The 22137-nt window shown below is 43.5% G+C and carries 18 protein-coding genes; 11 read left to right on the forward strand and 7 right to left on the reverse strand.

What is annotated here, in order from left to right:
* Positions 1 to 51: 51 nt before the first annotated feature.
* Both rlmF and GNIT_RS02810 read right to left on the reverse strand, forming a co-directional pair.
* Positions 52 to 1020, reverse strand: coding sequence for a 23S rRNA (adenine(1618)-N(6))-methyltransferase RlmF (rlmF, locus tag GNIT_RS02805; protein ID WP_014107622.1), 969 nt, complete (start codon positions 1018 to 1020; stop codon positions 52 to 54).
* A 45-nt stretch (positions 1021 to 1065) separates the two neighbouring features.
* Positions 1066 to 1776 (reverse strand): SOS response-associated peptidase family protein, encoded by a 711-nt coding sequence (locus tag GNIT_RS02810; protein WP_238526930.1) that lies wholly within the window; start codon positions 1774 to 1776, stop codon positions 1066 to 1068.
* Between the two features lie 160 nt (positions 1777 to 1936).
* Between GNIT_RS02810 and GNIT_RS02815 the strand changes: the two genes are divergently transcribed.
* From GNIT_RS02815 to GNIT_RS02830, 4 genes are read left to right on the forward strand one after another with little or no spacing between them, the layout of a single operon-like run.
* Positions 1937 to 2569, forward strand: a complete 633-nt coding sequence (locus tag GNIT_RS02815; protein WP_083822408.1) for a paraquat-inducible protein A — start codon at positions 1937 to 1939, stop codon at positions 2567 to 2569.
* Positions 2562 to 3182, forward strand: a complete 621-nt coding sequence (locus tag GNIT_RS02820) for a paraquat-inducible protein A (protein ID WP_049786916.1) — start codon at positions 2562 to 2564, stop codon at positions 3180 to 3182. Before GNIT_RS02815 ends, GNIT_RS02820 begins: the two co-directional genes overlap by 8 nt.
* Entirely contained in the window at positions 3179 to 4876 is a 1698-nt protein-coding gene (pqiB, locus tag GNIT_RS02825; RefSeq protein WP_014107624.1) for an intermembrane transport protein PqiB, read from the forward strand. The genes GNIT_RS02820 and pqiB overlap by 4 nt, the downstream gene beginning before the upstream one ends.
* 1 nt (position 4877) lies before the next feature.
* On the forward strand, positions 4878 to 5429 hold the full coding sequence (locus tag GNIT_RS02830) for a PqiC family protein (protein ID WP_014107625.1): 552 nt from the start codon (positions 4878 to 4880) through the stop codon (positions 5427 to 5429).
* A gap of 31 nt (positions 5430 to 5460) precedes the next feature.
* Here the strand turns inward: GNIT_RS02830 and GNIT_RS02835 are convergent, their stop codons facing one another.
* From GNIT_RS02835 to GNIT_RS02845, 3 genes are all read right to left on the reverse strand, one after another.
* Complete coding sequence (locus tag GNIT_RS02835; protein ID WP_014107626.1) at positions 5461 to 6801, reverse strand: magnesium transporter; 1341 nt, start codon at positions 6799 to 6801, stop codon at positions 5461 to 5463.
* A 149-nt stretch (positions 6802 to 6950) separates the two neighbouring features.
* Positions 6951 to 7910 carry a D-2-hydroxyacid dehydrogenase gene (locus tag GNIT_RS02840; protein ID WP_014107627.1) on the reverse strand — a complete coding sequence of 320 codons (960 nt, stop codon included), beginning with the start codon at positions 7908 to 7910 and terminating at the stop codon, positions 6951 to 6953.
* A 25-nt stretch (positions 7911 to 7935) separates the two neighbouring features.
* Positions 7936 to 9330 (reverse strand): xanthine permease, encoded by a 1395-nt coding sequence (locus GNIT_RS02845; RefSeq protein ID WP_174268976.1) that lies wholly within the window; start codon positions 9328 to 9330, stop codon positions 7936 to 7938.
* Positions 9331 to 9587: 257 nt separating this feature from the next.
* Between GNIT_RS02845 and GNIT_RS02850 the strand changes: the two genes are divergently transcribed.
* Positions 9588 to 12050, forward strand: a complete 2463-nt coding sequence (locus GNIT_RS02850) for a DUF305 domain-containing protein (RefSeq protein ID WP_014107629.1) — start codon at positions 9588 to 9590, stop codon at positions 12048 to 12050.
* 139 nt (positions 12051 to 12189) lie between these two features.
* Here GNIT_RS02850 and gorA read toward each other — a convergent pair whose 3' ends face one another.
* Positions 12190 to 13569: a glutathione-disulfide reductase gene (gorA, locus tag GNIT_RS02855; RefSeq protein WP_014107630.1), complete on the reverse strand. Its 1380-nt coding sequence runs from the start codon at positions 13567 to 13569 to the stop codon at positions 12190 to 12192.
* A 186-nt stretch (positions 13570 to 13755) separates the two neighbouring features.
* Here gorA and prlC point away from each other — a divergent pair, with 186 nt between their 5' ends.
* The 6 genes from prlC (at position 13756) to GNIT_RS02885 (ending at position 21014) form a co-directional block, all read left to right on the forward strand.
* Positions 13756 to 15786, forward strand: coding sequence for an oligopeptidase A (gene prlC / locus GNIT_RS02860; RefSeq protein ID WP_014107631.1), 2031 nt, complete (start codon positions 13756 to 13758; stop codon positions 15784 to 15786).
* On the forward strand, positions 15783 to 16508 hold the full coding sequence (locus tag GNIT_RS02865) for a DNA-3-methyladenine glycosylase I (protein ID WP_014107632.1): 726 nt from the start codon (positions 15783 to 15785) through the stop codon (positions 16506 to 16508). Before prlC ends, GNIT_RS02865 begins: the two co-directional genes overlap by 4 nt.
* Before the next feature lie 164 nt (positions 16509 to 16672).
* Positions 16673 to 17506, forward strand: coding sequence for a bifunctional demethylmenaquinone methyltransferase/2-methoxy-6-polyprenyl-1,4-benzoquinol methylase UbiE (gene ubiE, locus GNIT_RS02870; protein ID WP_014107633.1), 834 nt, complete (start codon positions 16673 to 16675; stop codon positions 17504 to 17506).
* The gene (locus tag GNIT_RS02875) at positions 17507 to 18211 is read left to right on the forward strand and encodes a ubiquinone biosynthesis accessory factor UbiJ (RefSeq protein WP_014107634.1); all 705 of its coding nucleotides are present in this window, start codon (positions 17507 to 17509) and stop codon (positions 18209 to 18211) included.
* 1 nt (position 18212) lies between these two features.
* Positions 18213 to 19841 carry a ubiquinone biosynthesis regulatory protein kinase UbiB gene (gene ubiB, locus GNIT_RS02880; RefSeq protein WP_014107635.1) on the forward strand — a complete coding sequence of 543 codons (1629 nt, stop codon included), beginning with the start codon at positions 18213 to 18215 and terminating at the stop codon, positions 19839 to 19841.
* A gap of 177 nt (positions 19842 to 20018) precedes the next feature.
* Positions 20019 to 21014 (forward strand): catalase family peroxidase, encoded by a 996-nt coding sequence (locus GNIT_RS02885; protein ID WP_014107636.1) that lies wholly within the window; start codon positions 20019 to 20021, stop codon positions 21012 to 21014.
* A 159-nt stretch (positions 21015 to 21173) separates the two neighbouring features.
* Here GNIT_RS02885 and GNIT_RS02890 read toward each other — a convergent pair whose 3' ends face one another.
* Entirely contained in the window at positions 21174 to 21968 is a 795-nt protein-coding gene (locus GNIT_RS02890) for a hypothetical protein (RefSeq protein ID WP_014107637.1), read from the reverse strand.
* Positions 21969 to 22137 lie beyond the last annotated feature (169 nt).

Below are 22137 nucleotides of genomic sequence, written 5' to 3' on the forward strand. Positions count from 1 at the left end.
GTTATTATTCTACAGTTTTACGTAAATTGTTTTATGTAAATTGATTTAAGATCAAAACCGCCATGCAATAAAACGGCTTGCTTTCGCACCTTGCGCCATATTAATCGTTTTACACTCGCTTGCGCCAAGTTTTTTCGCTAACAAAAGCAGTGGAGCAACATTTTCTTTTTTCGACAGCAATGTCGTAAACCACGTAACCTGCTTTTTAAATTCAACGCTTTCCTTAATCATGCTTCTAACAAATTCAAATTCACCACCTTCGCACCACAGTTCATTGTGTTGCCCACCAAAATTAAGTGATGACTGATTTTTAGCTGTTGAGTCTTTACCTCGGCGTTTATGACTATGCCTTGCCAAGTTTTTATTCTTCTTTTGACTGCCAGCTAAAGCTGCGTCGGCAGAAACGTGGAAGGGTGGATTGCATAAACTGAAATCAAATGCCTCATCTTCTTTTATAATGCCTGAAAATATCGCTTTTGCCTTTTTCTGATGCCGCACTTTGACCAGTTGTCGCAAGTTAGGATTCGCATCAGCAATTAGATTAGCACTAGAATATGAAGCGCGATTAATTTCGCTACCGAGCATGCTCCAGCCATAACTTTGGCTTGCTACGATAGGATAGATAAGGTTTGCGCCGGTGCCTATATCTAAGCCACGTATCTGCTTTCCTTCGGGAATATTGCCGTTATTGTCTAGCGCAAGTAAATCGGCAATGTAGTGGATATAATCAGCCCTACCTGGCACCGCTGGGCATAAAAAGCCCTCAGGAATATCCCAATGTTGTACTTGGTAATAATGCTTTAATAATCCTGCATTCAAGGCCTTAACTGCCGTCGGTTGTGAAAAGTCTATGGTTAGTTTGCCTAAGGGATTAGGGGCTAAATGGTCTTTCAGCGGTGCATAGTTATCCGCTAATGCAGCAAAGTCATAGCCTAGGTTATGCGGATTTCTAGGGTGCATTTCAGGCTTCGCATTGCTTTGCTTGCCCGCCGAGCTTGGAGCGCTTTTCGCTGATTTCATTTTGCCATTGCTCTACAATGCTTAAAGTAAGTGGTTTCTGCCATTCTATAACAACTTGGCTTGCAAATCAGATAGTAATATTGTCGGCGGTGGGGTTTTCATGGGCACTTTGTTTTTATAGGTCTTTACCCGTTGCACATGAAGAGTTGGGTATAAGGTTGGGTTCTCCAAAACAAAATCTATGCGTGGGTGCTGTCGGGTACCTTCATCTAGCCATATATCTAAAAAGGTAGGATCCATTGGTAAAAAGCACGGGAACGCTTTGTCGTGATAAGGCTCCATTTTAGGATGGGAGTCGCGTGTGATAACAGCGCAACTGTACCTGTTTTCAGCATGCTTGCGATACAATGCGCCGAGAACAAATATGCCATCACTTTGCATGTAATATTGATGCTTTGTTTTGCCAACGAGCTTTGATTCACCAATACCTGTTGCAAAAACAAGGGCGCGTTGGTTTTGTAGCGAGTGCTTCCAAAATGGACTTTGCAGATTGCGTGCGTTGAACGTTGTTTTATTACCTACTGCTAAACCATCATCGGTATCGAAACAGTCAAACCACCAAGTTGCAGACACTTGCTTTAATTTGCCGTTTTCTCGAATCACAATGTCGATGGTTTTATTAGGATCTTTTCCAAACGCTGGATAGAAAACCTTATTTTGACCCCGGGTAAAAAAGGGTAAATAGTCTGAAAAATCGGGTTGTAGCATAACAGGACTAGACTGCTCTCCATTGACTTCAATGTATCCACACATCATTGACTCCTAATTTTTATATTGATAGACCAATACTATTTAAGCGCAATCTACACTTTGCTCTCTGCGTTTTATTTTCCCAATGATAAATAATCACGCCTTTACTGTTTCTGCACATGCTTTATACTTCTATATCTTAGTTATCTAGGCTATTTATTGGCAAATGAATAAAGCGCAGCCTCACTTGCATGCATGTCCAGAGTGCGATCTCCTCATTACCATGCCTGACGTTATTTCACATCGCTCGAACGTAAACTGTCCCCGATGTCATCACAGCATTGCGGTTGGGCACAATAATGCTAGGCATTACGTGCTGGCCACTAGTTTTACCGCGCTTATTTTGATGTTTATTGCCTGCACCTTTTCGTTTATTTCATTTTCATCAAATGGTCAAATCCGAACCATCAACTTAGTACAGAGTTTTACACAGCTTTATAGTCAGGAATATTACTTTGTTGCGTTTCTTGTCTTTGCTTTTATTCTACTGCTCCCTACACTATATTTGGTGGCTGTTTGTCTTATTATTTTCTCAAGCTATAAAGGTTTTGCATTTGTAGCAAGCCCCTGGTTAGGCAAATTGATTAGTTATATTTTGCCATGGTCAATGGCTGAAGTGTTTCTTATAGGTGTTCTAGTTGCGTTAATTAAAGTGATTTCTATGGCGGAAATTTCGCTTGAACCCTCGTTTTGGGCCTACGTTATTTTTGCACCGCTATTTACGCATATTGTATCATTAGTTGATAATCACCGGCTGTGGCGTTGGATTGAGCAAGGAAAAAGCGCTTCCCATGATTAGCTCAAGCAAACCAATCACTGCGGCAAATAGCAATTTAGTTGGTTGCACGGTTTGTCATCAGCTAGCACCCATTAACACTGCTCACTGCAAGCGTTGTGGGACTGCTTTATCTTCACGAATAGTAAATAGTGTGCAAATAACATTAAGTCTGTTACTTACAGCAGTGTTGCTATACATACCAGCAAATTTTTATCCAATTATGAGTACCAATTTACTAGGGGAAACAACGGATAGCACCATTATTGGTGGGGTTATCTTATTCTTAGAACAAGAATCTTATTTTATAGCGTCGGTGATTTTTATTGCCAGTGTTATTGTTCCGCTGGCCAAAATGTTTGCTTTGGCTTGGCTGTGCTATTCTGCAACACGAGTAGAATCCATAAAGAAGTATGAGCTAACTAAGCTATACCGTGTGACTGAATTTATAGGGAAGTGGTCAATGATTGATGTATTTGTTGTGGCTATTCTAGTGGCGTTGATACAGTTTGGAGAGATCATGTCAATTAAGGTGGGCTTCGCAGCACCTGCATTTGCTGGCGTCGTGATCATGACCATGATTGGCGCTCATAAGTTTGATACAAGGATCCTTTGGGATAAAGTGGACGAAGAATGACAAGCAACACCAATACAGAAAATGGACAATCGGGAAAAACGGAAGAGGATAGCACGCTCAGTAGCCAAGCTGCCCCAGAGGCTAATGAGCCTGTGGTTGTGGATAAAGCGCGCTTTTCGAAAGTATGGATCCTGCCCATTCTTGCCGCACTCATTGGGTTGGGCATGGTGTATAACGACTGGCAAAATCGAGGCATTCATATCCAAGTTGAATTTGAGACTGCTGAAGGTTTAGAAGTAAAGAAAACCGTACTGAAGAATCGTAATGTTGATATTGGTCGAGTTAAAAAGATTAGTTTTAGTGAAGATAAAACCAAAATCCTAGTAGATATCGAAGTGGATAAGTCGATGGGTTCTTTCTTAGTGGAGGATAGCGAGTTTTGGGTTGTCAAACCACGATTTGGTGCAACGGGTATTACCGGTTTTGGCACACTACTCTCCGGTGCCTACATTGAAGTTTCACCAGGCCAGTCTGAAATAGAACAGCTGGAATTCAAAGGGTTGGAAACACCGCCCGTAACATCACTAAATGCTGACGGCATTCATTTAAAACTCGTTTCGCGCGGAAATAAGCCGCTAAAAGTAGGCAATCCTGTCTTACATAAAGGCTTTGAAGTAGGAGCAGTAGAATCAAAGTATTATGATGACTTAGAACAGGAAGCTCATTACGATGTTTTTATTCAGGCGCCTTTCCACAATCTGATTACTGAAAACACTTCATTTTGGAATGTAAACGGGCTTTCAATTACCACGTCGACACAGGGTGTCAATGTAACCATGGCGTCGTTGGATGCTCTGGTTGCGGGTGGTGTAGAGTTTGGCTTATTGGATGGTGCTTTGCCAGGTCTTGGTGTGCCGCAAAACTATCAATTTCAAGTGTATGACTCAAAAGAGAGCATTGATGAACAGCGAGATTATAAGTTCGTTGAATACGTGCTATTAGTTGAAGATAGCGTTGGCGGATTGCACAAAGGAGCGCCTGTAGAGTACCGCGGTATTCGACTAGGAACGGTCAGTGAACCTTACATGGAATTTTGGGAAATTATCGATGTAGCTGGCGTTGGTAAGGAGGAGCGTATACCCGTTGTAATAAAGCTTGAGCCAGAACGGTTGATGAAAAACGGCTATATTGCAATTGATATTTTTAAGGCAATGGTTGATGACTGGATAAAAGAAGGTCTAACTGCCTCTTTAGAAAGTGCGAACTTACTTACTGGCAGCTTGATGGTAAGCCTGCAGCCTGGCGGCGAACCAATTGCCGCGGTAGGACAATTTGGAAAATTTCCGGTTATACCCTCTTCCCAAGGAGGATTTGCCAGTTTGAGTAAAAAGTTAGAAAATATTCTGAGTGAGCTCGAAAGGTTGCCTTTAAACGCCACACTAGCGAATATCAATGGCTTAATTGACAGCGCAGATGAAACGGTTAAAACGACAGGTGGGGTGATAGAAAAAGCGAGCAAGACTTTACACACTTTAGAGCAAAGTCTGGAAGAACTTCAGTCGACATTGAGGGGCCTGCAGCCGGATTCTCAAGTTTATCGCTCAGTTGAAGAGATGATAAAAAAAATAGAAGTCACGCTCGATGAAATAAAGCCAATTGTAAAAGAAGTCTCCAATCAACCTAATTCGCTGGTATTTGGTGAGCCCGCAAGCAGTGATAGACAGCCAAAATCATCCAAAAAGGAAGGGAACTAAGATGCAAAAAGTGTCTATGCTAGTCATATTTTGTTTGTTGGTGTCGGCGTGCGGAGCAATGAAACAGGCGCCAGATACAACATATTACTTGTTCGATGCAGATCCTGTGGCACAACAACACAAAGTCACAGAGGCTAGAATTAAACTTGAAAAAGTGACTCTACCCGACTACTTAAGCGGTAGCCAGTTAGTTATGCGTGAGAGTGGGCACGTGCTTATTAAGGCGAATTACCACAGCTGGGCTGATAGTTTAGATGAGTCAATTCAGCGAGCGCTGTTAAACGATCTTAATAACATAAACGCAGAAAATGAGTTCGTGGATTGGTGCAGTCCTTGCGACAGTATTAGCGTGACAATAGAGCACTTTTATCCATCTGCCGAAGGCAAGCTGCTGCTTTCAGGATTTTTTGAAATTTCGAAAAGCAAAGGTGAAAACAAGCTTTCCTACTTTCAACTCGTAGACGAGTTGAGTGTGGATGGTTACGCCAATGCGGTAAGGCAAATGCGAGCTCAAATAAGTGAGCTCGCCGCTCAAATTAATCAAAATTTATAAACACAGGCCTTAGAGCAACAATGTAGCGGCCTTAGAGCAATAGTATTGTTCCTAAGCCTAAGAACGCGACAAAACCGACGATATCAGTCACCGTTGTTAAAATAACTGAGCCAGAAAGCGCTGGGTCTATTTTCAGTTTATCCAGTATTACCGGTACAAAAACGCCGGCAAATGCTGCGGCAACAATATTTAGAAAAATAGCGATAGCGATAACGGCGCCAATTAAAGGGTCGCCAAACCATGCAAATGCAACCAAGCCGATAACAATGGCCCAAATAAACCCGTTTAAGCCACCTACTTTAAGCTCTTTTCTTAGCAATACCATGGTGTTGGCAGGCGTTACTTGTTTCAATGCCAGACCGCGTATAATTAAGGTTAGCGTTTGGCTGCCGGCAATGCCACCCATACTCGCTACTACCGGCATCAATACCGCCAAAGCAACTACTTGTTGCAACGTTGCTTCAAACATACCGATAAAGGCGCTGGCCATAAATGCCGTCAACAAGTTGATGCCTAACCAGATTGCGCGTGCTTTTGCACTTCTGCGTACCGGTGAAAACAAATCCTCATTTTCATCCATACCCGCACTAGCCATCAGTTGGCGCTCATAATACTCTTCGCTTAGCTCAGATGCCGTAGTCACGTCAATCCGGCCTATCAGCTTGCGATTCTCATCAACGACGGGCAGGGCGCCATAAGTTGAAAACAGCACGTCCTTTGCCACTTTTTGACCTTCATCTGTGGCATTAATCACAGGGAAATCGTCTAAGGCCACATCTACGAGTGGAACGTGCTCTGGTAATGCATAAAGTTTAGCAATAGGAACTGCTTCTGAAAAATGGCCTGAACGATTGATTAGAAAAATAGTATCAGTGTGTCGCGGCATCTCACGACGTATAAGACGAATACCTTCTCGCACTCGCGCATTTAAAGGTAATACCAAATAGTCATGCGTAATCCAGTGTCCTACTTGTTCTTCAGGGTATTGATTTGCTTCGGTAAAGTACTGTCTTTGTACTCTATCCATCGCAGCGTATGCACGTTCAACTAACTCTTCAGGTAGTGAGTCGGCCAGCTCAAGCAAGTCTTCCGCTTCAATACCAACAAACAACTTATCCCATTGTTCAGGTTCTGTGGCGCGCACAAGCACTTCACGAGGATCGCCGCGCATCGCAATGAGGATATCAAGTTTTTTATGGTCGGGTAGGGTTTGCCAAAGACTTAACCGTTGCTCTATCGGCAGTGATTCGAGTAGCGATGCCATCTCATCTTCATCGGCCTGCGCGATAATCGCCGCAATGCCCACACCGCTTTCGCTCAAGTCAGAGTGGCTAATGACCTCTTCAATCAAATCAGGTAAAGTTTCAGACATAAGAGGCTCCCCAGTAAATGGATGATAATGCGCGTAGATTCACATCAAACGACCTAAACTGCAACGGATATTTAGATTATTTATGTATAAAAAGCTAAGCAGATTAGAGGGTTTAGCTCTGGTTTTGAGCTTTTGGATGACTAAGCGTGTTAATTCACAATATTGATTGATTGACCGCTTACAAATGCATTTAAATTGGTGACTACTTGGTTCATTAATGCCTGTGAAGCTTGCTGACTAGCCCATGCTACATGAGGTGTAACAATGCAATTTAACATTGCGTTCAGCTGCATGATGACCGAACTATTCGGAGGCGGCTCTTGTGGAGCAACATCTAATCCGGCCCCTGCTATTTCTTTATGTAAAAGTGCCTCCTGAAGTGCCTCAAGGTCAACAATTGAGCCCCTCGCTGTATTGATGAGTAAAGCGTTGTTGCGCATTAATTTAAGACAGTCTGCATTTATGAGGTTTTCAGTTGCAGGCGTCAGAGGGCAGTGCAAACTCACAATGTCGGCGTTAGCTAACAAGTCATGGAGTGAAACTAATGACTCACCTTTCAGCTCCTTGCGCCCGCTTACACTGTGAAATATTACTCGCATTCCAAATGCCTTAGCATGTAGCCCAACTTGTTGAGCAATGGCACCTGTACCAATGAGGCCCAGGGTACTGCCGTGTAAATCACTAATAGGCTCGTTATGAAAGCAAAACTGCTGCGAAGCTTGCCATTTTCCGCTAGCTATATCTGCTTGAAAATTGAATAAATGACGCCGCAGACTCAATATCAACGACATCACGTGTTCGCTAACAGAGCGTGTTGCATAACCGGGTACATTACTCACTTTTATACCAAGCTCTGTCGCTACTTTCAGGTCAACGCAATTAGTCCCTGTAGCAGTAATTGCGATATGCTCGAGTTGAGGAAGTTGGCTCATTAATGCTTTGTCGAACTTCACTTTATTAGTGATTATCAAGTTAGCACCTTGAGCACGTTCTAAGGTTTGCTCAGCATTTGTTTTGTCGAAATTAGTCCACTTATGCGCAAAATCGGGTGATGGAATGCGGATCCCATCTGCAAATGTGGCACTGTCTAAAAATACTATTCGACGCATAGACTTCCTCGTGTTCGTTCTGTTGCTATTCTTTCTTGTTGTCTTCCTGCTCCGCTTTTTGAGGCTTGAACACGTTGACACCGCATAGGCCAACGATAGTAATAACGCCAACCAAGAGGCCAATCCATGGTTCAAATACGCTGAATGCCATTGCTGTTATCACCATTGCACCGCGCTCTGTTGCATCTTTAACCAGTGACAAGGCCAACGTTGCGCAGGCAAACGCCGTTAATACAAGTGTGACGGCAAGCGCTACAGGAAGTAATGGTTTTAGCAAGGTGACTAGCGGTAGTAAAATGAATAAAAACGGCAGACCAAAGGCATAAAAGCTGCCGATGCTGTCGAAGATTGAATCGAGCTTGTCGCGTCCTTGGGTCCAACGCTTAAGAAGGACGACTTGAATACCTGTCCACAATACCCCTTGGGTAGCAAAGAAAGGAGCGACAATAGCCATCAAAATATTTCTGATACCAGTGGCCATGTGCGCGCGGCTGCCGTCTAATTCAAGCTTCTCATCACTGCGAGCTTTTTGCGCTTCTTCGATCATTTCATTACCCGTGACAACGTCACCAAAAAACAAGATGTAAGTAATCAATGCTAATGGAAAGGATGCAAGAAAGGTTGCTAGTGATGGCCAACCAATAGCGAAGGGGGACGCCTTATCCCATAATGACGTGGTTGACGCTACAACATCAAGAATCTCCCAGCGGATATTGTATTCAAACTCACCGGTAAAATAGCCAACAGTGCCTGCAACGATAAAACCTGGGAGTAAGCCAAACCCGAGCAACTTAGCTAACCATCTTTTATCTAGAGCAACTGCATGTAGTGGTTTAGAAAATGCAAATACCAAACACACGACCACGCCTAAAGTACCCGCTATCGGTGCCGACTGAAAAACATTTGCGGCGTCACCGTCTTTGGTTACACGCAAAAATGCAGCGACGGCGGCGCCTAGAATGATGCCGCCTTTAAAGACGTTGGGAACAATATTGATTAACTTTGCGCCAAGCCCCGTAACCCCGAGAAAAATAAGAATAAAGGCAAAGTTCAGCGACAATGCGGTCATTGCTTGAAACTGAGAGGTATGGTCTCCCAAGTATGCCGGCGCAGTGATGAATGCGACGACGAATGGGATTGCGGGTGTTAGCCAGCCCGGTGCATATGGGTCGCCGAAAAACATCCAGGAAAATGAAATTAATAAACTGTGAAACATCGCCATCGTCACGGCTTCTTCAAAACTAAGCCCCAACAAGGCCATAAAATAGGGGACTAATGCCATTCCAGTCGCCCCAGCAACAGCTAAGCCCTGAAGCATATCCGCTAATGAAAAGCGTAAATGAATCAGAGGGATCCGCATGGTAAACGGGCCCCATTTAAAACCAGGTTGTACTTCTCCATCAGGCCTTGTCTTTAGCATATTATTATTCTCAGTATTGGGCTAAAAATTGATTAAAAACATGTTTATAAGCACGCTTTATTGAATTCATTTATTGTAACTACTCTATTAAAAGCAGAGTCAATAACTTAGTAGTTTTAACATAAAAAACATAAATATTTTACATTTGATTGTCTTTTTTTACTCATTTAGCTTCTTGAAAACTTTACACTGATTATTATTCGAACTAATGTGTTGCCAAATTAAAATTAATTACTTTTCAAAAGGACTTGTCTTTCATGCCAATATCCCGAACTAACATTCCAAATTTCACTCGTAAAACTGTTTTTTCAACGACGGCTCTTTTGAGTTTAAGCGTGTTAAATTTTTCTTGTGCCGCCCAAATGCCGGCCGAAAAAAGCCAAGTTACTCCGCCTATTATTCAGCCAGGTGCTCCTGGGCAAACATCACGTTCGCTCAGCGCAGAAGATGCAGTCAAAATTGCCAATACAAGTTTCACACGTGACGATGCTATGTTTATGCAGAACATGATCCCGCATCATGGGCAAGCGGTGAGTATGGCTATACTAGTGGAGGACAGAACCAATAATAAGGAGATAATCGACATAGCGGGTCGCATTCGCAAATCACAAGCTGATGAAATTGCATTCATGAAGGACTGGTTAGAACAGCGAAATGAAGCGACTGATATTGATCACTCAATGCATATGGACCACAGTCTAATGGGCATGGCAACACCAGCGCAAATGGATGAACTCGCTGCTGCAAAAGGAACAGATTTTGACCGCTTGTTTTTAACTTTCATGATACCGCATCATGAGGGTGCGGTAAGAATGGTGGATGATTTACTTGAGCAGTCAGGCTCAGCTTACGATCCCATTTTATATGACTTTATCAACGATATAGTCAACGACCAAAAAGCTGAAATCACTCGCATGGACCTTTTGTTGTCGGGTTTGTCGACCGACAAAAGGGTAGGACTAAGCGCAGGCTTCCGGGATGCAGGTGAAGCAGCCTTGAACCTGACGCTGATTAAAACACTACCACGGCCAAACGGTTTCTTCGATCCTGAAAACCCTTCAAATTTACCGCCGGTTAAAATGCCTAGCGCGGATGAAAAATCCGAAAGTCGTGAAGATGAAGAAGGTGGTGACGCAAAAACAGAGTGGGCCGAACGCTGGCCGCTGCTTAGCTTCTGGAATACCGATATGGCGTTTTCAGGCAATACGCTTGTTGCAGGGAATTATCATGGCTTCAATATTTATAATTTAGACGACAACGGTGAGCCAAGCTTAGCCAGTTCGATCGTCTGTCCGGGCGGTCAGGGCGACGTCTCCATTGTGGGCGATTTACTGATCATGTCGGTAGAACAAACTCGAGGTCGCATTGACTGCGGTTTACAAGGTATCAGCGATGATGTGAGTGATGAACGTTTTCGTGGCTTACGGATATTTGATATCTCAGATATGACGATGCCAAAACAAGTTGGCTTAGTACAAACCTGCAGAGGTTCACATACCCATTCAATCGTATCCTCTGATGACGAAAAGATTGTTGTGTATAACTCAGGTACAGCAGGCGTTCGAGACGAAGAAGAATTGGCCGGTTGTATTGGCGAAGTTCCAGGAGATACTCGCACGGCATTGTTTCGTATTGACGTTATTGAAATACCGGTGAAAGACCCAGCCAAAGCGCGTATCACGTCAAGCCCTGCAGTTTTTGCTGACGACGAAGGACGCTTATCCGGTCTATGGCGCGGTGGCGACCATGGTGACGGCACTCAAGATACAAGTATTACCGATCAATGTCATGATATCACTGTCTTTCCTGCATTGAAGTTAGCGGCGGGTGCATGTTCAGGTAACGGCATATTGTTGGACATTTCTGACCCACTTCAGCCAAAACGCATTGACGAAGTATCCGATACTGGTTTCGCTTATTGGCATTCAGCTACGTTTAACAATGAGGGTACAAAAGTGTTATTTACCGATGAATGGGGCGGCGGCACGCAAGCCCGTTGTAGAGCTTCAGACCCAAAAAACTGGGGTGCAAATGCATTTTATGAAGTGAAAGACGGTAAGCTAACATTTCAAAGTTATTATAAAATTGGTGCGCCGCAGTCAGAGCAGGAAAATTGTGTAGCCCACAATGGGTCGGTGGTTCCAGTGCCGGGCAGAGATATTTTCGTGCAAGCTTGGTATCAGGGTGGTTTGTCTGTTATCGATTTTACCGACACGGCTAATCCTGTTGAAATTGCTTATTTCGATCGTGGCCCAATTCATGATGAGCGCATGGTGATTGCTGGTTACTGGTCAACATATTGGTATAACGGCAAGATATATGGAACGGAAATCCTGCGAGGTTTAGACGTAATGGATTTGCAGGTTAGCGAGTTCCTAACAGAAAACGAGCTTGCGGCGGCTAAATTAGCTGATATGGGCGATACGTTTAATCCGCAGCAGCAATTCCAAGTCACTTGGCCTGCAGACCCTGTTATTGGTTTGGCTTTCATTGATCAACTAACACGTAACGGTGGTTTAGCCCAAGCCCATATCGATAAGGCCACAACTTTACTCGAAAGTGCGAAGGAGTCAGTATCGAAGGGCGCTAAAAACAAGTCGTTAGCTGCCTCACTTAATCAATTGGCGCGTGATATCAAACCTGCAAAAGATGATGTGAATACTAAAAAACGCATTGCTGGCTTGCGTGTGAATATGAGTGATATTGCTAAATTAATGTAATTAAGCTCGGTGTGTTTTTGTTCATTGAAGACGCATTGAAGTAATAATAAAAAAAGCGCATGAACTATGTTCATGCGCTTTTAAAAAGGTAGCTGTAGCGAAACTTGCAATAGCGCTAATTGTTGCCAGTATTTTCGGCTTAAGTAAGCGTCACAAACTCTTCACCGCTGGTTGGGTGAATAGCAACACAGGCGTCAAAATCAGCTTTTGTTGCCCCCATTTTAATCGCAACACCAAAACCTTGCAGTATTTCGTCCATGCCGAAACCAATACCATGCAGACCCACCACTTTTTCGTCAATGCCCGCACAAACCAACTTCATTTTTGTCGCTTGTCGATGCGAAGTAACCGCGGTATACATAGCAGCGAAGCTAGAGTTATACACTTTGATGTTTGATAAACCGTATTTCTCAATGGCTTCTTTTTCAGTTAAGCCCATGGTTCCAATAGCGGGGTGGCTAAACACAACCGTTGGGATTAGGTCGTAATCCATGTGTGCCTCTGTTTGAAAATTAAATAGACGCTCACACAATAAACGACCCGCTTTAACAGCAACCGGTGTTAGATCGATTTTTCCGATATTATCACCCACCGCGTATATGCCTTCAGCAGTCGTATTTTGGTATTTATCTACCTTTATGTAACCCCTCTCATCGAGTTCTACGTCTGTATTTTCAAGCTTTATTTTATCGTTTGCGGGTTCGCGACCAATGGCCCAAACTAGAGCATCACAATCTATATGCCAACCCGTATTAAGGTTCACTTTTAGCGAGCCATCTGGCTGTTTTTCAATCGATGTTACTTCGGTGAAAGGGTGCAGTTTAGGGCCTTCTTCAGCCATTATTTCTACGAGTGTGTCTGACAACATATCGTCGAAGTTACGCAGTGGTTTTTCGCGACGGACCAATAAATGGGTTTCTGAACCCAAAGAGTGCATTACGCCCGCTAGCTCGACGCCAATATATCCGGCGCCCACGACGACTACTCGTTTAGGCTGTTCGGTAATATCAAAAAACTCGTCAGAGTTAATGCCGAGTTCTGCCCCTGGTATCGTTGGTTTAATCGGACGTCCACCGGTAGCGATAGTGATATGGTCAGCGGTATAAATATCTCCGTTGACTTCTATCGTGTGATTGTCGATGAACGTAGCGAAGCCTTTAATAAGCTCTACGCCGTTCTTGCCTAACACGCGATCATACGACTGGTGGATGCGGTCGATATATGCTGTGCGGCTCTCTACTAGTTTTGTCCAACTAAAACTGTTTACGGTAACGTCGAATCCGTAATCCGGACTATATTTGTGGATAGCCTCTGCGACTTGTGCACCAAACCACATGGCCTTTTTGGGTACACAGCCCACATTGACGCAGGTTCCGCCAATCTCTTTAGCTTCAATGATAGCGGCTTTTTTGCCGTATTTTGATGCGCGATTCGCAGATGCTATACCGCCGCTGCCGCCGCCAATGCTGATATAGTCGAAATGATTTTTCGCTTTTGCGTTCTGAGTACTTGTATTCATTTTGTTCCTAAAAGGGTCACTGCTATAAAACTAGTGTGCTAAATATGCCTACAAGACCGCAATTATCAAGTTTTCCTTCAAAAAAAGTTTTATTTACCATTGTGATCCCATTCGGAATACCCAATTATAAATGTATCTATTTGCCACTTATTTTCTTGGCAACAACGAATAACGATGAGATTTTTTATGAATGCAATTGAAAACGTGAGCGGCCTTCCTCTTTTCTCACAAATTAGTACGCAAGATATTGTTCCAGCGATTAAAAAAGCGATAGAAAACTGTAAATCAACGATTGATGAAGTGGTTAAAAATGGAAACGCTACTTACGCTGAGGTGGTTGAACGCATCGACGACACCGACGATATTTTGGCAAGAATGTGGTCTCCAGTGGGCCACATGAATTCTGTCGTTAGCAGCGACGAACTTCGCGAAGCGCATGATGCGTGCCTGCCGATGCTGTCTGAATTTGGCACGTGGGTTGGTCAGCACAAGGGTTTGTTTTCTTTGTACCAGCAGCTTCGTGAGAGCAATGAGTTTGCAACATTGAATGAAGCTCAGCAAAAAGTGGTGACTAACGCTATTCGCGATTTTACGCTGTCGGGAGTTGGACTAGAGGACGACAAAAAGAAACGTTACGCCGAGATTCAGAGTCGCTTATCTGACTTGTCATCAACATTTGGCAACAATGTCATGGATGCAACGATGGCGTGGACGAAACATGTGACGGATGAAGCACAACTTGCCGGTTTGCCAGAGTCTGCGAAAGCCGCAGCGGCGCAGACAGCAAGGAACAAAGATAAGCAAGGTTGGTTGTTCACTCTTGATATCCCAAGTTACTTGCCGGTTATGCTGTACGCCGATAGTAGCGATTTGCGCGAAGAAATGTATCGCGCATACAACACCAAAGCGTCAGACCAGGGCCCTAACGCTGGGGAGTTCGACAACGCTGCCCACATTGATGAAATGCTTGCGTTAAAACAAGAAGCGTCATCATTACTTGGTTTCAGCTCTTATGCGGAGCGTTCGCTGGCCACTAAAATGGCATCATCGACAGAGCAAGTTACACAGTTTTTACGAGACTTGGCAAAACGTTCGAAACCACAAGCACAAGATGAGCTTCAAGAAATTGTCGATTTTGCAGCGCAGTCAGATGCTCAAACAGAGTTACAGCCTTGGGACTACACTTACTTTGGCGAAAAATTAAAGCAGAAAAAATATGCAATATCAGATGAGGAACTGCGTCCGTACTTCCCTGAGCATAAAGTTGTTAGTGGTTTGTTTGAGGTAGTTTCGCGTTTATATGGTTTGCGTATAGAGCAGCAAACAGACGTTGATATATGGCATAAAGATGTATCGTTTTATAAAATTTTTGATGCTGACAATCAACATCGAGGCTCTTTTTACTTTGACCTGTATGCCCGCGAGAAAAAGCGCGGTGGTGCATGGATGGACGTTTGTAGAAGTCGCAGACGTTTGTCTAATGGCGAAATACAGCTGCCTGTCGCCTACATGGTTTGCAACTTCAACGGTCCAGTAGATGGTAAGCCAGCCTTGTTCACTCATGATGAAGTGGTGACCTTATTTCATGAATTCGGGCATGGTTTACATCATATGTTGACAAAAATAGACGCAGGTGGCGTTTCCGGGATCAGTGGCGTCGCTTGGGATGCGGTTGAGTTACCGAGTCAGTTTCTCGAAAATTGGTGCTGGCAACCAGAAGCCTTAAGCTTTATATCGGGTCACTTTGAAACGGGTGAAGCACTGCCTAACGAGTTGTTAGATAAAATGTTAGCTGCAAAAAATTACCAATCGGCAATGCAAATGGTGCGTCAGCTTGAATTTAGTTTGTTTGATTTTACGCTACATCAACAAAGCAGCGCCGAAAAATCAGTACAAAGTATTTTAGACGAGATAAGACAAGAGGTAGCCGTAGTCATACCGCCTGCATTTAACAGGTTTCAAAACAGTTTTGGACACATATTTGCGGGTGGATACGCTGCGGGTTACTACAGCTATAAATGGGCTGAAGTGCTCTCCTCAGATGCGTTTGGTCGTTTTGAAGAGGAAGGCATCTTTAATCAACAGACTGGGCGAGATTTTTTAAGCAACATCCTCGAAATGGGCGGCAGCAAAGAGCCTATGGAATTGTTTGTCGCTTTCAGAGGCCGTGAGCCTGAAGTTGATGCATTACTACGCCATTCAGGCATTGCAGCATGAGTGTAGGTAATGCAAAAGACATCAGCGTAAAAGCTGAAGCTTTTGCGAGCCTGTATGATCGCGTTATTAAACGTAAAGGCAGTGAGGCAATGGTGAAGGAATTGCTTTCGCAACCGGCGAGCAAGAAGCAAGTTCTCGACATACCTGACGATCGTTTTTTAGCCGAGTTTACTAAGAAAGTGTTTCAATCTGGCTTCGTCTGGCGGGTTGTGCGTCAGAAATGGCCAGACTTCGAAGACGTTTTTTTTGGTTTTAATATAGACAAAATATTGTTAATACCTGATGAGATGTTGGAGCAGAAGGCAAGTAACCCCGCGATTATTCGAAATTTCAACAAAGTTAAGACGATACGCGAAAATGCCCTCATGATTGAAGACGTTCGACGCAAGCACGGTAGCTTTGCTAAGTTTATCAGCGAATGGCCGAAAGATGATTTAATTGGCTTATGGGACTTTCTCAAGAAAAACGGTGCAAGATTAGGTGGAAATACGGGGCCTTATGCGCTGAGAACCTTGGGCGTAGATACATTTTTGTTGAGCCGCGACGTCGAAGCTTATTTCCATGAACACGGTTTAATTAGTGGTTCAGCAAGATCAAAGCGCAGTTTAACCGCCATCCAAAATACATTTTTTACATGGCAAAAAGAGAGTGGCCTATCGCTGCAAGAGCTCAGTCAACTTGTTTCTTTCAGCTGCGGTGACAATTACGTGGGTATGGTTTAGCTTACTTGATGTATTTACGCCGATTTTTCGCTACAATCGAACGAATAGATAGCGTATGAGCGTTCTTGAGCTGCCTGATGAGTAAATGACTGATGGCATAAAGCTCAATGCAGTAAAAAATACACCGCTCATCAATATCAAAATCCTAAAAAGAAGCCATTAAAATGCAAAGCACAAAACAAACATCAGCACCAAAGCACGACGATGAGCATGGCGAGAATTTGCTAGATCATCTGGATTCAACGCAAGAAGATGCTGCAGAGCAAACGCACTTTGGCTTTAAGCAAGTTGCGAAAGACCAAAAGGAATCGATGGTCGCCGATGTTTTTCATTCAGTTGCAGCGAAGTATGACGTGATGAATGATTTGATGTCGCTTGGTATTCATCGCATTTGGAAGCGCTACACCATTGATTGTAGTGGTATACGTCCTGGCCAGAAAGTACTGGATTTGGCCGGTGGAACCGGTGACTTAGCCGCTAAGTTTAGTCGTATCGTGGGCGAGACAGGGCAAGTGACACTGGCTGATATTAATCACTCGATGCTGATGGTGGGGAAAGAAAAACTCACGAACATGGGCATCATGTCTAACCTTAATTATGTGCAGGCAAATGCTGAGGCCTTGCCATTTCCAGATAATCATTTCGACTTAGTTACGATGGCTTTTGGTTTACGCAATGTGACAGAAAAATTGAATGCACTTGCTTCTATTTATCGGGTACTCAAGCCCGGTGGCCGCTTATTAGTCTTAGAATTTTCTAAGCCAAGCAGTGAGATGTTGAGCAAGATTTATGACACCTACTCATTTCATCTATTGCCCAAAATGGGCAAGTTGGTTGCTAATGATTCTGAAAGTTATCAATACTTGGCAGAGTCTATTCGTATGCATCCCGATCAGGAGACACTCGAGGGAATGATGAAGGAGGTCGGTTTTGAACAAACCAGCTACACTAACTTAACCGGCGGTATTGTTGCTTTGCATAGAGGTTTTAAGTTCTAAATGTATCAAGCTCAAGTGATGACAAGTGCGATTGAATTTGCAATGAACAAAATCCTGTCTTTGGATGAAGACAGCGGTGTTTTGTTGCAGCCACTCATTGGTAAGCAGTGCGAAATAAAGCTGCATGAGTTAGCCTTTCCACTCGTCTTTAACTTTCACTCAAAAGGTGTTGCAGTCAGTTCAATTGTGAATGACGGTAGTGAGCAAATTATCGCGCAAACGCCACAAGCAAAGAGTCAAAACAAAAATCAATGCGCCATTCGCCTGTCTGTGTTCATTATTAATGAACTAAAAGACACCAGTAACATTACTCGACTCATTCGCGAACATAAATTAGATTTTGACGGAAATTTGCAAATTGCGCAAAATATGAGTGCTCTATTTAATGGTTTAAATATTGATATCGAGGAAATTCTATCTAAACATGTTGGTGATATTGCTGCGCACAATGCAGTGCAGAGTGCAGACTCTCTTGGCCAGTTTATTAAGCGCAATCATAAAACAGCCATGCAAGCGTTAAGCAGAGTGATACTTGATGACAAACCAATTGGTGTTAGGCCGATCATGGTAGAAAATTATATACAAGAAGTGTCCGAAGTGAGAGATGCTGCTGCCAGATTGGAAGCACGTATAGCAATCTTGGAGAAGCAAGCTAGGTCGACCGCAGGTAATACAGCGAAGAAAACAACGGAGCAGGACTCTTAACGTGCAAATTAAACGCTTTTATCTCATTGGTAAAGTACTGCTTCAGCACGGGCTAGACGAACTAATACCAGCACGTTTTAAGCCGTGGTACGTGCGTTTTGCACGCCGCTGTATCTTTTGGCTGCCAAACAAACACAAAAGCGAGTCTGAAGGCCGTCGTTTGCGTCTTGCGCTTGAGACTCTGGGCCCTGTTTACATAAAGTTCGGACAAATGTTGTCAACACGTCGCGATTTACTTACGAACGATATCGCAACAGAATTGAGTATGCTGCAGGATAACGTACCGCCCTTCGATCCTGAGAAAGCCCAAGAGATGATTAAACGCTCGCTGGGTATACAAGACTTATCGGTTTTGTTTTCTGATTTTACAACGAAACCACTCGCTTCTGCATCCATTGCACAAGTGCATTCTGCGACCTTAAAAAGTGATAACAAACAGGTTGTCATAAAGGTGCTTAGACCGAATATAAGACAGACTATTGAAGCGGACGTTGAGTTGATCACAAGTCTCGCTCGAGTTCTGCAGAAATGGCTTCCTGACGGTAAGCGTTTGCGTCCCGTTGAAGTTGTAGAAGAATACAAGCGCACTATTCTCGACGAACTAGACTTGTTGAGAGAGGCAGCAAATGGCATTCAAATAAAACGCAATTTCGAAGACTCAGATTCCCTGTATGTGCCGCATTTTTATAGTGATCATTGTCGTAAAGATGTCATTGTAATGGAACGAATTTTTGGGATTCCGGTCTCTGATGTAGTGGCATTAAGAGCCCAAAACACTAACATGAAGTTGCTTGCCGAACGCGGTGTGGAGGTATTTTTCACGCAGGTATTTAGAGACAGTTTCTTTCATGCGGATATGCACCCCGGGAATATTTTTGTCAGCAGAGAACACCCTGAAAACCCGCGTTATATTGGCATCGATTACGGCATTGTTGGCACATTAAATAAAGAGGATAAGCGCTATTTAGCTGAAAACTTTATCGCGTTTTTCAACCGTGATTACCGCAAAGTAGCTGAACTTCATGCTGATTCTGGCTGGGTACCTGCGGACACCAATATCGCCGATTTTGAAATGGCTATTCGCACTGTTTGCGAACCCATTTTTCAAAAGCCTTTAGAAGACATCAGTTTTGGCAATGTGCTTTTACAACTATTTAATACAGCGCGCCGTTTTAACATGGTCGTGCAGCCGCAGCTTGTGCTGCTGCAGAAAACTTTATTGTATGTTGAAGGGCTCGGTCGCCTGCTTTACCCGCAATTAGATCTTTGGCAAACTGCAAAACCTTTTTTAGAAAATTGGATGAAAGAGCAGGTTGGACCCAAGGCTATGCTTAAAAAGGTATATGAGAATTTACCATTTTGGAGTGAAAAGTTGCCTGAAATGCCTGATCTATTGTATGACGCGATGAAGCAAATCAAACGTAGTCCGATTGAACAACAAAGGCTGCATGAAATACAAATTGAAGCCATTAAGAGCACTCAGAAAGCTCGTTTTTACAGTCACTTGGCTGCAGCATTCTCAGTAGTAACCGTGCTCATGTATTTGTTTGAAAAGCCAGCATTGTGGAGTGTAAGTTTAGGCTTTATCAGCGTTTTTTGCTGGCTAATGTCGTGGCGCAAACTTTCTTAACTGAGCGTATATCAAAATTACATCAGCCACATTATGATTCATGACGATTAGTGTCTAAAAAGAACATGCTAGTCTTTATAAAAAGCGCAAAAGAGTTTTCACACATCGAATTGTCCGGCAATGCTTGCTGCAATCTAGTGTTAAAGCCTGCGTAATTACCAATAACAAGGAATACATATGAAACACACTATAATTGCATCAAGCATTGCGGCCTGTCTATTGATTGTAGGCGCAACAACACCTTTAACTGCAGCAGCAGCTGACAAGGAAGTTCAAGCAACGGATTTAGTCGATATTTTTGAGAAGCTCGGCGGTAAACATCCTGGTTATCGAAAAGCCCATGCAAAAGGGATGTGTGCAGCGGGGACATTCGTGCCATCAGCAAATGAACATTTCAAAGATGCTGCACTATTGAGCAATGGCGAACTACCGGTGTCTATGCGATTCTCTTTAGGCGGTGCAAATCCAAATAGCGATGAAAGAGCACCTGGTACCCGCGGTTTAGGGATGCAAATAAAACTGCCTAATGGCTCATTCCATACTTTTACGGGCAATAACTTCCCGGTTTTTGCCGGTAAAGATCCAGAAACATTCTTTGGCTTCCTATCGACATTGCTGCCTGATGAAAATGGAAAAACAGATCCGGCGAAAACGATGGCTTTCATTAAAGCGAATCCTTCGGTGCAGGCAAACGCTATGTGGAATCAACAGGCTAAAACACCTGCCTCATTTGCAAATACCGCATTTTTTGGTCTTCACACCTTTTATTTTGATAACGCGAACGGCGAAAAAACCAAATTTCGTTGGGATATACAGCCAAGTTTAGGTGTAAAAACCTTAGACAAAGATGAAGCCGCCAAGATGCCAGAAACGTTTCTTGCAGATACGTTTGCTAAGCAGCTTAAGGAGGGGACGGTGAGCTTTACCATTATGGCAAGTTTGGGTGAAGCTGAAGATAGCGATATCGACCCATCGCAGCAGTGGCCTGCAGAGCGTCCTCAAGTTGCACTAGGAACAGTTACCGTAACAACGAGTGGCGGTGATGCCTGTAAAAATACCAACTTCGATCCTAATATGATGTCTGCTGGTTTCACCCCAAGCGCAGACCCAGTGTTAAGAATGCGTTCACCAGCATACGCCATTTCTTTTGGCAAACGTTTGAGCAATCAATAAACACATTTTTTTGAGAAATGTGACAGCAGCGCGTTTGTTTAAAACGCGCTGCTTATAGCTGAACGCTAGAAAAGTATCGAAGGTTCAAGTTCAAATTTCGGCGTGTATGATTTTTGCCACTACCCAGCTTGAACATGACACAAAACTAAGGTGCATCATTTATCTCAAGCGAGCAAATTGAACATGCATCCAGTCTCGGTCTTGTTCGCGCCCCAGAGAGACTGCCCCCTCGTCTTCCCAGCATTTCCACCAGAAATCATATTCAGGACTAGCTAATGTAGCCTGGCTTCTATTCCACTTTAATTTATTGTGTGCTGGATCCCAATCAATAGATGCACCCCAGGCGTGAGTTGACCATTTACTCCCACCGCGCATTTTTCGCACATTGAGTGCTCCGCCCCACAAATCGAGACGGAGTCGTTTTATTTCTTCCAATCCGTAATGATCAAGTACTCTCTGAAGAACGCGCTCCACTGCAGTCGCTATTTTTTCATGGCAGGTGAAGCGATTAACAATTTTGTCCGTGTCCCAAGCAAGTTTGAGGGGGTAGGGAGAGTTTGCTTTGCCTTGATTAGTGCCTACTTCTCCATAAAAAGCGTTCATAGATGCTTCGTTTTGCAGAGGCCATTGTCCGCTGTCGTCGCCAGTAAACTCTTCTTGACGCCATGGAGCAGGTAATTTTCCATGCGCTAGTTTATAAACTAAATCGCTGTAAGCACTCTCAGTCTGAGGCCCCAATTTGCCATCAATTGGGCCTGCATCAATTCCAGAAAGAGTTGCTAAATGTTGAATGAAACCGACTAACTTTCGTTCGGTACTCCATTCGGTAGGAAGTACACTGACTTTTTGCAGTGCGGCTTGTGTTTCATTACCTGCGATACCATCGACGACTAGTGTGGAGCGGTACATCTTATTTAATTTTGATTGAACAACTTTAATCATATCCTTATTCATAATGCTCTCTTTATGTCTCAATTTTAGTTGTGACAAATAGCGTAACTTACTCAACTTTTATATAGATATAAAAGCTGTAATAAGACACGAACTGCACTTATCAATTGCTTATCTAGATATGGAATCAACAGTATGTAACTTTTGATTGTCTAAATAATAAGCGACATGA

Source organism: Glaciecola nitratireducens FR1064 (genome assembly GCF_000226565.1).
In the GTDB taxonomy this organism is placed as follows: Bacteria; Pseudomonadota; Gammaproteobacteria; order Enterobacterales; family Alteromonadaceae; genus Glaciecola; species Glaciecola nitratireducens.